General features: G+C 44.2%; 9 protein-coding genes. 8 read left to right on the top strand and 1 reads right to left on the bottom strand.

The window, feature by feature from the left end:
* Nucleotides 1–109 precede the first annotated feature (109 nt).
* On the bottom strand, nucleotides 110–1294 hold the full coding sequence (locus DYE48_RS06165; protein WP_115822867.1) for an ROK family transcriptional regulator: 1185 nt from the start codon (nucleotides 1292–1294) through the stop codon (nucleotides 110–112).
* 124 nt (nucleotides 1295–1418) lie between these two features.
* Here DYE48_RS06165 and DYE48_RS06160 point away from each other — a divergent pair, with 124 nt between their 5' ends.
* From DYE48_RS06160 to DYE48_RS06125, 8 genes are read left to right on the top strand one after another with little or no spacing between them, the layout of a single operon-like run.
* A complete protein-coding gene (locus DYE48_RS06160; RefSeq protein ID WP_244199378.1) occupies nucleotides 1419–2438 on the top strand; it encodes a TRAP transporter substrate-binding protein in 1020 nt (339 codons plus the stop codon).
* 54 nt (nucleotides 2439–2492) lie between these two features.
* Entirely contained in the window at nucleotides 2493–4289 is a 1797-nt protein-coding gene (gene uidA / locus DYE48_RS06155; protein ID WP_115822866.1) for a beta-glucuronidase, read from the top strand.
* Nucleotides 4290–4778, top strand: a complete 489-nt coding sequence (locus DYE48_RS06150; protein ID WP_089651192.1) for a TRAP transporter small permease — start codon at nucleotides 4290–4292, stop codon at nucleotides 4776–4778. It abuts the gene before it with no gap.
* A gap of 9 nt (nucleotides 4779–4787) precedes the next feature.
* A complete protein-coding gene (locus DYE48_RS06145; RefSeq protein ID WP_089651417.1) occupies nucleotides 4788–6086 on the top strand; it encodes a TRAP transporter large permease in 1299 nt (432 codons plus the stop codon).
* Between the two features lie 18 nt (nucleotides 6087–6104).
* Entirely contained in the window at nucleotides 6105–8522 is a 2418-nt protein-coding gene (locus tag DYE48_RS06140) for a glycoside hydrolase family 31 protein (RefSeq protein ID WP_115822865.1), read from the top strand.
* Entirely contained in the window at nucleotides 8515–9930 is a 1416-nt protein-coding gene (gene uxaC, locus DYE48_RS06135; RefSeq protein ID WP_115822864.1) for a glucuronate isomerase, read from the top strand. Before DYE48_RS06140 ends, uxaC begins: the two co-directional genes overlap by 8 nt.
* Nucleotides 9927–11012, top strand: a complete 1086-nt coding sequence (locus DYE48_RS06130; protein ID WP_115822863.1) for a mannonate dehydratase — start codon at nucleotides 9927–9929, stop codon at nucleotides 11010–11012. The genes uxaC and DYE48_RS06130 overlap by 4 nt, the downstream gene beginning before the upstream one ends.
* A complete protein-coding gene (locus DYE48_RS06125; protein WP_115822862.1) occupies nucleotides 10978–11820 on the top strand; it encodes an SDR family oxidoreductase in 843 nt (280 codons plus the stop codon). The genes DYE48_RS06130 and DYE48_RS06125 overlap by 35 nt, the downstream gene beginning before the upstream one ends.
* Nucleotides 11821–11828 lie beyond the last annotated feature (8 nt).

Genomic DNA, 11828 nt, shown 5'->3' with positions numbered 1-11828 from the left:
TCGAGCAGAAGAGTTTGAATCACGCCCAACTTACCCAACTTTTCGACCTTCTTATCTAATTGTAAAAAGAAAAGCCAGAACATACGCTTTCTGCATGTTCTGGCTTTTCTCAACTAATAGAAGCTTTGCCTACCTTATCAAAATAAGGATAGTGACTGAGATTCAAAGAGTTGATTCCGTAATATTCTTTTAATGAAATCGCTACGCCGCCAAGAGAGCAGGCTTCCTTCCCTAAAGATGAAGTGACAATCTCTTGGTAGTTGTTCATTCTTGAGTTCAGACGCTTTTTCAAAGAAATAAGCAAGTGTCTGTGCTGGTGCATGAATTCACTGTTGATAATGACGATTTCCGGATTGAAAATGTTAATGATGTTATTCAATCCAACAGCCATGTAATCCAGGTATTCTTCTATTATGGATTCATCCTTAATAGAAGCTAAGTCAAAATCATCAGTTGAATGCTTGATGTAACCTTTCGCTTTCAGAGTTCTTTTCAAGGCATGTTCAGAGGCGTAAAGTTCCCAGCAGCCCTTATTACCACAACTGCATTGTAGGCCGTTTCTTTCGACGATCATGTGGCCGATTTCTCCTGCGAACCCCTGGCTTCCTTTGTATATATCATTTCCTTCTAATATACCAAGACCGATACCAGAGTACATGGTGATACTGAACAGGTCCTCCATCGGATAGTGGTACACTTGTTCAGCATAAACGGTCAAATTCGCATTGTTGTCGATGTGTATCGGGATATCGAAATGCTTTTCAAATGCTTCCTTCATGTTGATGTTGTTCCACTGGACCTTTGGTGTGAAAACGATGTTATGATCGTTATTAACAATGCCGTGTATGCCTATTCCAATCCCTGTTAACCCTTTAGGCGACTCGGACACACGATGTTTTTTAAGAACATCATGAACGTTTTCAATCACTTTCTCGATATTTTTACACACATCCTCATCCTCGGTTTGGACTTGGTAATTGGCGAGCGGTTTACCAAGCAGGTTGGCAATTTGAATTTGAGTCTGTGGCATATCAAAGTCGATTCCGATCGTGTAACCTGCCGCTTCATTCATTTGAAGAAGAATCGGTTTTCTCCCACCATAAGAAACCTCGGAAGGACGTTCGATGATCAATTGCTCTTCCATCATATGATTGATTTGCGAGGATACGGTGGAACGGTTCAGTCCGGTTAATCTGGAAAGTTCAATTCTTGATATGGATTGATGCTCAATGATGTTTTCTATTAATATACGTTTGTTCAACGCTCTGATGTAAGTGGCATCTCCTGTGCTCATTTGAAACCCCTTTCAAAAAACTCTTGAAATTTATTTTGGTTACCTTTATTATATGATTAACAGTTTGTTGTGTAAACAAACAAAGTTTTGAAAACGCTTAAAATATTTGAGGGGAGAGGTACATGTGCAAAAGTTAGGTTTATGGTCGTTGTTGTTGATTGGTTCATTGCTTATGCTTGCCGGTTGTGGAAGTTCTGATTCTGAAGCTTCAGGTGACGGGGGTTCTGGTGGAGATAGTCAGGAACTGCGTCTCGCTCATAACTTGAGTGAAGATCATCCGGTTCACAAAGCTCTTGAAAAATTCGCTTCTGGTGTAGATGAAAAGACGAATGGTGAGGTTACAGTTAAAATCTTTGCCAATGGTGTTCTAGGCAGTGAGAAAGAAGTACTTGAACAGCTCCAAAGTGGCGCAATTGACATGACGAAAGTAAGTGCTGGAGCACTTGAAAGTTTCTCAAATGAGTACTCTGTTTTCTCTTTGCCTTATATTTTTGAAAGTAAAGATCATTATCGAAAAGTAATGGAATCTGATGTTGTGCAGGAAATCTATCAATCTACTGAAGATAAAGGATTTGTCGGTCTTACTTACTTTGATTCTGGTGCACGTAGCTTTTATACGAAGGATACGCCGATTCAAACACCTGCTGATCTAGAAGGTTTAAAGGTTCGTGTCATGGATAGTCCAACTGCGATTCAAATGGTAGAGCTATTGGGCGGAACACCGACACCGATGCCATACGGGGAAATTTACACAGCGCTGCAACAGGGAGTGGTTGATGGAGCGGAAAGTAACCCGACTGCATTAACGACAGGTAAACATGGCGAAGTGGCGAAAGCGTTCTCACGCAATGAACATACAATGATTCCGGATATTGCGATTATCAGTAAGCAGACATGGGACAGCCTTTCTGATGAACAAAAGACAGCATTCGAAGAAGCAGCTAAAGAAGCTACTGAATATCATACAGAAATCTGGAATAAAGCGATGGAAGAAGCTGTAGCAGAAGCGAAAGAAATGGGCGTCGAGTTCAATGATGTGGATAAAGAACCATTCATTGAAGCCGTTCAGCCAATGCACGAAGAGTTCAAGGAAGACGATAGAATTGCAGAAATCATGGAACAGATCAAGAGTTTGACTGAATAATACAAAAAGGTGCTCATCGAGGTGGGCACCTTAATCTTTAAGGGGGCGGAAACCTTGTTATATCCAAGGATGACAGAGAAAAGACAAAAGAAACCATTGGATGGCGTTTGGAAGTTCCAGCTGGACCCGAGCGGAAAAGGGGCTGGAGAAAGGTGGCCATCTCAGGGGATTCCGTCCCCGATACATATGCCCGTACCTTCAAGTTATAACGATATAACGACTTCAGAGGAGATCAGAGATTTCTTAGGAGATGTATGGTATGAAACGTCCACTTATGTACCGTCGGATTGGATGACAGAAAGGATCATTTTAAGATTCGGAGCAGTTGCTCATCATGCTAAGGTGTGGGTGAATGGTCATTTTGTCACGGAAAGTCATAATGGATTCCTTCCTTTTGAGGTCGATGTGACTGCTTTTGTAAATGAAGAAAAGATGAATCGCATCATTGTGAAAGTGAACAATGAATTGACATGGGACATGCTTCCTCCCGGGGAAGTTATAGAAAAAGTGACAGAGGACGGTGAAACCAAAAGGACCCTGCACCAACAGCACGACTTTTTCAATTATTCAGGTATTCACAGATCTGTTTTCCTATATACGACACCACAAACGTTTATTCATTCGCTTAAAATTGGTACCGATTTCAATGGAGAGACAGGAATGATAACGGTGCAATCCGAAAGTCCACCATCAGCTTTTGTCTATTATTCTTTGAAAGATGATCAGGGAGAAATCATAGCTGAAAGACAAGGAAATACCACAGAAATACAAGTCCCTGAAGCAGAAGCCTGGAGTCCTGAAAATCCTTATTTATACAAGTTGGATGTCTACCTCAAGGATGGGGAAGGGACAATTCTCGATCATTATTACTTGAATGTTGGTATCAGAAAAATCGAAGTCAAGGACGAGCAGTTGTTGCTCAATGGATCCCCTATTTATTTAAAAGGGTTCGGAAAGCATGAAGATGCTGTCATCAGAGGAAAAGGGTATGATCCTGTCACTAATTTAAGAGATATGTATTTAATGAAGGAAACAGGAGCAAATTCTTTCCGCACTGCCCACTACCCCTATGCAGAAGAGGTTTTGCAATTGGCAGATGAACTTGGATTTTTAGTCATCGATGAAACGTCTGCCGTTGGCCTGTTGAGTCAAGGGGTTCCAGCGACGGGGAATCTGGAGCCCGTTTTCAGCAATGGGAAAATTTCCAGCCGTTTGAAGGAGTATCACTTGGATACACTTCAAAGATTGATTGAACGGGACCGTAATCATCCGTCTGTCATCATGTGGTCTCTCTCGAATGAAGCTTCGACGATGGAACCGGAAGCGGAAGTCTATTACAAGGATTTGGTGGAGCTTGTTCGGAAGCTCGACGACCGGCCGATCATGAATGTGAACTTGATGCTGATTGAACCGGAGAAATGTTTCGTATCCAAACTTGTGGATATCATCGGTTTGAATGTTTATTTTGGCTGGTATTCGACACCGGGAGATCTGAAGGCAGGCACCGCCGACCTCAGGAACTATCTCGACAGATGGGCGAAGACGCACGACCAGCCGATCGTCATTACGGAATATGGGGTCGATACGGTGCCGGGCCTTCATAAGGTACCCGCCGTCATGTTTTCGGAGGAATTTCAGGTGCAGTTTTTAGAAAAGTACCACAATGTTTTTGATGAGTTTCCAGAAGTGGTTGGTGAACAAGTTTGGAACTTCGCTGATTTTATGACCAAGCAGGATACGGTACGGGTGGACGGGAATAAAAAAGGAATTTTCACCCGCGACCGTCAGCCGAAGATGGCTCAATACACACTGCAAAAGAGATGGAAAAGCCCTTTAAGGGAGGGGAAATAAATGGTTGCAAAGATAAAAATGGTGTTAGACAGAACAATCATGGCAGTTACTACAGTGTTTACCGCCGTTCTTGTCATCGGTGCGATCTGGCAGGTGGTCAGCCGTTACTTCTTTAATGCGCCAAGTACAGTGACTGGTGAACTACTAAGGTTTTTGCTTGTATGGACAGCTATTTTGGGAGCGACTTATGCGTTCGGTTCCAACCAGCATTTAGCTATCACTTTTTTAAAGAACAAGTTTAAAGGAAAGATCCGTCTTGGAGTAAGGATTGTAAATGACGTGTTCATCTTCGCATTTGCGATTTTAATTATGATTAAAGGCGGAATGGAAGTTGTCAGTATTACGATGACACAAACGACACCAATTTTGAATATTCCCATGGGCGTGGTTTATTCAATCCTGCCGATTTGTGGTGTACTCGTCGTCATTTATAAATTATTGCTTGTGAAAGAGTACCAAGAAGAACTCAGTACAGGAAAGGAGGGGTAACGGATGGACATGGCATTACAGGCTTCACTCATATTGTTCGGTGTTTTCTTTTTGTTGCTGGCATTCGGAGTTCCGATCTCCGTGGGTATCGGAGTTTCTTCATTTATCACTGCTTTAAGCGTCGTTCCATTTGATGTGGCTGTTTTTACCGCTGCACAAAAAATGGTCCAGGGCATTAACAGTTTTGCGTTGCTCGCCGTTATCTTCTTCATCCTCTCTGGGAGTATTATGAACAATGGTGGAATTGCGATCAGGCTGATCAACTTGGCGAAGTTGATTGGCGGGCGTCTGCCAGGCTCTCTCGCTCATACGAATGTCGTCGGAAATATGCTTTTCGGGTCCATTTCAGGTTCAGCCGTAGCATCAGCTGCTGCCATCGGTCGTGTGATGGGGCCGTTACAAGCAAAGGAAGGATATGATCGCTCGTATTCAGCGGCGGTAAACATTGCTTCTGCACCTGCGGGGCTATTGATTCCGCCTAGTGGTGTATTGATCCTTTATTCATTGGTTAGTGGTGGAACGTCAATTTCCGCGTTATTTATGGCAGGATATTTGCCAGGGATATTGATGGGACTTGCGATCATGATCGTCGCTTACTTTATTGCAAAAAAGCAGTCTTATCCTGTCGCTGAACGTCCGACTTTCCAACAAGGTCTCAAAGTCGTTTTGGATGCGATTCCGAGCTTGTTGCTGATTGTCATCGTTATTGGTGGTATCGTAGCAGGTATTTTTACGGCGACAGAAGGGGCGGCGGTTGCGGTTTTGTATTCGATTATTTTGGCGGCCGTCTATCGTGAAATCAAGCTGAAAGACATTCCAGATATTCTTCGTGAAACGGTCGTCATGACAGGAATTGTATTATTCCTTGTCGGAGCATCTTCAATCATGTCCTGGGTCATGGCATTCACAGGGATTCCGACAGCGATCAGTGATCTGCTTCTGCAAGCATCAGAGAATCCGATCATCATTCTTCTGATCATGAACATTATTCTACTGATCATCGGTACGTTTATGGACTTGACGCCAGCCGTACTGATTTTCACACCGATTTTCCTTCCGATTGCGATGCAGCTGGGGATGGATCCGGTCCATTTCGGAATCGTGCTCGTCTTCAACCTTTGTATCGGGATTATGACACCTCCTGTAGGTAGTGCGTTATTCGTCGGTTGTAGTGTGGCGGATGTCTCCATTGAGTCGGTGCTCAAACCATTGACGCGTATGTTCATTGCTCTAATTATTGCTTTGCTCTTAGTGACTTATATCCCATGGATCAGTCTGGCCCTGCCAGAATTGTTCGGACTTTTGTAAATAAAAAGGAGAGTTCTTATGATTACTCAGCTATCGTTTACTTGGACAGACGCTCGAAACAACCGTGTCACCTTTAAATCAGAAAGATACCAAATTTCACTATATATTTTAGAAGAGGGTGTGTTCCGGGTTCACCATCATTCAGGGAGTGACCTTGATGAAAGAAAGACGTGGGCCATCGCACCTGGGATGGACGATGTGCCGTTTGAAGGAAGGGAGAGGGAAGATGTCTCTGCTTTTTCCCTTCCTGTTTATGAAGCAGTTGAAGAAAATGGCCACGTGTTGATTTCCACTTCGAAATTGATGGCTAAAATCCATCTTCATGGCTTTTATATCGATTGGTACGAAAAGAGAGACGGAGAGTGGTTGAAAGTCGCCGGTGACCGAAAGACCCAAAGTTATAATTTTGAGAATCAGCTGGGTGAAGGCGTATTCCACTATATGGAGCGTGACCAGGAGGATCGTTATTATGGTTTAGGTGAAAAAAGTGGAGACATGAACCGTCATCACAAGCGTTACCAGATGAGGACCATCGATGCGATGGGGTATGACGCAGAAAGAACCGACCCATTGTATAAACATATCCCATTCTATATCGTTCAATCACCAAAAATAAGTACGGCTTACGGTCTATATTACGACAACTATTCGGACAGCATTTTCGATATGGGAGCAGAACTGGACAATTACCATGGCTTCTACCGTTATTATCAGGCGAAGTCAGGGACACTCGACTATTATTTCATTCTCGGTCCATCGGTGAAGAACGTCGTCGAAACGTACACATGGATGACAGGGAAGATGGTCCTTCCACCGAAATGGAGTCTAGGATACTCGGGTTCTACAATGACTTATACCGATGCGCCGGATGCTCAAGAGCAGCTTAAGAAATTTGTGGATGCGTGTAAACAATACGACATTCCATGTGATTCCTTCCAGCTCTCTTCCGGTTACACATCCATCGGAGATAAGCGTTATGTCTTTCATTGGAACCGGTCCAAAGTGCCAGATCCGGAAGGGATGAACGAATACTTTCATGAGAATGGCATTCAAGTGTGTGCCAATATCAAACCGGTCCTGCTTACGGATCATCCTCAATATGAAAAAGCAGCCGAAGAGAACCTGTTCATTAAAGATCATACCGGTGATTCCCCTGAGGTTTCGCAATTTTGGGATGCTGTTGGATCTTATGTCGATTACACCAATCCGACCGCCATCCGATGGTGGAAGAATCAGGTGAAAGATGCCCTATTACGCTATGGGATTGATTCCACTTGGAATGATAACAACGAATACGAAGTGTGGGATGAACGGGCTATGGCTGATGGCTTCGGCGAACCGCTTCCTGTATCAAAAATCAAACCGATTCAAACGCTCCTTATGATGAAAGCATCTTTGGAAGCTCAGCAGGAATATGATAAAAACCGCCGTCCATATCTCATATCCCGCTCTGGTGGTCCAGGCATGCACCGATACGTCCAAACATGGTCCGGTGACAACTACACAGCGTGGAAAACGATTCGTTATAACTTGAAGATGGGTCTCAGCTTGAGCTTATCCGGCATTTACAATTTCGGCCATGACGTCGGTGGTTTTTCAGGAAAAGCACCGGAACCTGAATTACTGATCAGATGGATCCAGAATGGCATTTTCCACCCGCGTTTTACGATCCATTCCTGGAATGAAGATCAGGCGGTCAATGTTCCATGGATGTATCCGGAATATATCGAAACTATCCGTCACTGGATGAAAGAACGGGTCAAATGGATGCCGTATTTCTACCACCTTTTATATAACGCCCATAAACAGCAGCAGCCGGTACTTACGCCGACCTTCTATCATTTTGAAACAGATGAAAAGACGTTCGAGGAAAATGATGAGTTCATGGTCGGGGAAGATCTACTAGTGGCGAACGTCATGGAAAAAGGTCAAACGACAAGAACTGTGTATTTGCCTGCAAATGACCGAGGATGGTATGACATGAACGCTGAAACATGGCGTGAGGGTGGTCAAACATTGACCGTGAATGCTCATCTTCATCAAGTGCCTTTATTCGCTCAAGGAGGTGCCGTGTTCCCAATCAGGGATGGGGAAATTTCCTTCCGTCATAAAGAAGACGATGCACGTGGGTTACTTGTTTATCCGGCCAGAGGCGCTGCCACAATCGAGAAATCTTTTTATGATGATGATGGAGAATCTCTGGATCATGAAAAGGGTGTGGCGAGCTGGTTGACCGTAAAAACGGTGACGGATGACCAAAACGTCCAGGTAGATGTAAGTATGAAGGGTTCTTATCAACCTTTGTATGAAAAAGTACGCATCTATTTTCCGGAAAGTGAAACGCGTACGGTAGTTGTAAACGGTGTCCGTTTGTCTGATGACTTCTATACGGACTTGAATGTGAAATTTTTAAAGGAAGGTGAAAGTGATGAGTAATTTTATTTCAGAGGACTTTTTACTGACCAACGATTATGCGAAAACACTTTATCATGATTTTGCCAAGGATCTCCCAATCATTGATTTTCATAATCATCTGCCTCCAGATGAAATTTCAAAGGATATCACGTTTGAGACGCTTACGGATGTTTGGCTCGGTGGCGATCATTACAAATGGCGTTTGATGAGAGCGAATGGCATCGATGAACATTATATTACCGGCCATGCGGATCCAAAAGAAAAGTTCAAAGCATGGGCTGAAACGGTTCCGAATACGCTCGGAAACCCATTGTTCCACTGGACTCACATGGAACTGAAAAGGTATTTCGGAATCCATGACTTTCTCAATCCTGAGACGGCGGATCGTATTTGGGACATGGCAAATGAAAAGCTTCAGAATGGTGGGATGTCCACGCAACAACTATTGAAAAAAGATCGGGTCGAGTTTGTCGGTACGACGGATGATCCTACCGATGACCTGGCATTCCACAAAGAATTGCAGAATGGAAACCACCCGTTTCAAGTCGCTCCATCATTCAGACCGGATCCTGGCTTGAAAATCGATAAAGAAGATTTCAATGCCTGGGTACAGAAACTGGGTGAAGTGACGAATACGGAGATTCAAAAGTACTCCGACTTCCTGGATGGATTAGCTGGACGTGTCGATTATTTTGATCATCATGGATGCAAAGCCTCCGATCATGGCATTGATGAGATGTTTTATAAACCAACGGATGAGCAAGAAGTGGCAGGGATTTTTGATAAAAAAATGCGCGGAGAGAGCCTGACAAATGTTGAGGTGGAGAAGTATAAAACATTCACGCTTCAATTCCTTGCCTCCCTCTACAACAAAAAAGGTTGGATCATGCAGCTCCATATCGGGGCGATGCGAAACAACAATACGAAAATGTTCGAACGTGTGGGTAGAGATGCGGGCTATGACTCACCGGGAGACCGTTCGCTTGCAAAGCCTTTATCCCATATGCTCGACTCCATTGAATATGGAAGCGGTCTTCCTAAAACGATTCTCTACTGCTTGAACCCGAAGGATTATTATGTGCTGGCGACGATTGCGGGGAATCATCAGGACGGAAGCACGGCTGGAAAAGTTCAATTCGGAACCGCCTGGTGGTTCAATGACCATATCGACGGCATGGAAAATCAAATGAAAATCCTCGCTAATGTCGGATTGATCAAACACTTTGTCGGGATGCTGACAGATTCACGTTCTTTCTTATCATTCTCCAGGCACGAGTATTTCAGAAGAATTCTCTGCAATCTATTCGGTACATGGGCACAAGACGGGAAAGTACCGTCAGAGATTGAATGGCTGGGAGCTTATGTAAAAGATATCTCTTATCACAATGCAAAAGAATACTTCGGTTTGAAGAATGGAGTGATTCTATGAAAATGAGTTTTCGCTGGTATGGAGAGGACGATCCTGTCACGCTCGAACAAATCAAGCAAATCCCGCAAATGAAGGGCATCGTTTCAGCTATCTATGATATCCCTGCCGGGGAAGTATGGCCGCTCGAGAGAATCAAAGAATTGAAAAGTGCGATTGAATCCGAGGGGCTTGAGCTCACAGTCATTGAAAGTGTCCCCGTACATGAAGATATCAAGTTAGGGCGACCGACGCAGGATCATTATATTTCCAAATACCAACAAACGTTAAGAAACCTCGGTGAAGCTGGTATTTCAACGGTGTGTTACAACTTCATGCCCGTGTTCGACTGGACGAGAACCAATTTGACTGAGCCTCTACCAGATGGGTCTCATTCTCTTGCTTATGAAGAATCAACCGCTCGAAGCTTAAATCCTTTAGATGGAAAACTGACGCTTCCAGGCTGGGACCTTTCCTATCAGTCTACGGAATTGCAGGCCATTATGGATGAATATCAAACCATAGATGAAGAGCAACTCATGGAGAACCTTATCTACTTCCTGGAAAAAGTCATACCAGTAGCAGAACAAGTAGATGTAAATATGGCTATCCACCCGGACGATCCACCTTGGAACATATTTGGATTACCAAGAGTTGTAACGAACCGCAAAAATATTGAACGTATTCTTGGAAGTGTGGAAAGCCCCCACCATGGACTGACGTTTTGTTCAGGGTCTTTCGGAGCTGAAGGGGAGAATGATTTGCTTCAAATCATAGAAGCTGCACGTGGACGTATCCATTTCGTCCATGCTCGGAACATCCGTTGGACAGGGGAGCGTTCATTTCAGGAAACTTCGCACTCGGTTCATGAAGGATCTCTTCCAATGATAGAAATTATAGGGAAACTTATCGACTGTGGGTATGAAGGTCCGATACGCCCTGATCACGGAAGAATGATCTGGGGAGAAGAAGGACGGCCCGGGTATGGATTGTATGATCGTGCCCTCGGGGCGACGTATTTAAATGGAATCATCGATACATGGAAAATGAATCAAAGAACGGAGGATAAAGGTGAAGCTGCCATTTCAAGTAGATCTCAATCATAAAGTCGCCGTCGTCACGGGTGGGAGTGGTGTCTTAGGGTCCGTTCTCAGCCGAACATTAGCTCAATGCGGCGCAAAAGTCGCTGTTCTTGCACGAAACCAAGAGAAGATCGATGAGGTTGTCACTTCCATTACAGAAGACGGGGGTACAGCTAGAGGTTACAGTGTAGATGTTCTCGATTCGGACAGTCTCCAAGAAGTGAAGAAAAGCATCAATGAAGAATGGGGAAAGATCGACATTCTGATCAACGGTGCAGGGGGAAATCATCCGAAAGCAACGACGAGCAGCGAGTATTTTACTGGCGATGAGGAAGAGGCGCAGTCCTTTTTTGATCTGTCTCCCCATGCCGTTGATGATCTGTTTCGATTGAATTTTTCGGGCACTTTAGTTCCGACACAGGTGTTTGCCAAAGATATGCCAGATAATGACGGGAGTACCATAATCAATGTGTCATCCATGAACGCTTTTACCCCGCTCACGAAAATTCCGGCCTACAGCGGGGCTAAAGCAGCAGTCAGCAACTTCACCCAGTGGCTCGCGGTCCATTTTTCCAAAGTGGGTATCAGAGTCAATGCCATAGCCCCAGGATTCTTTCTTACCGATCAAAACCGAAATCTTCTTCTTAATGAAGCGGGGGATTACACAGAGCGCGCGGATAAAATCCTGACCCAGACACCGATGGACCGATTCGGTGAGGCAGAGGAACTGGCAGGGACGATTCTCTGGCTGGTCGACTCAAAAGCATCCAGTTTCGTGAATGGAATCGTAGTTCCTGTCGATGGCGGTTTTTCCGCTTATTCAGGAGTATAAGGAGGTAA

It is taken from the genome of Halobacillus trueperi, from assembly GCF_003386945.1.
GTDB classification, from domain to species: Bacteria; Bacillota; Bacilli; order Bacillales; family Halobacillaceae; genus Halobacillus; species Halobacillus aidingensis.
The sequence above is the reverse complement of the archived record's forward strand: the minus strand, read 5'-3'. Positions and strand labels throughout refer to the sequence as shown.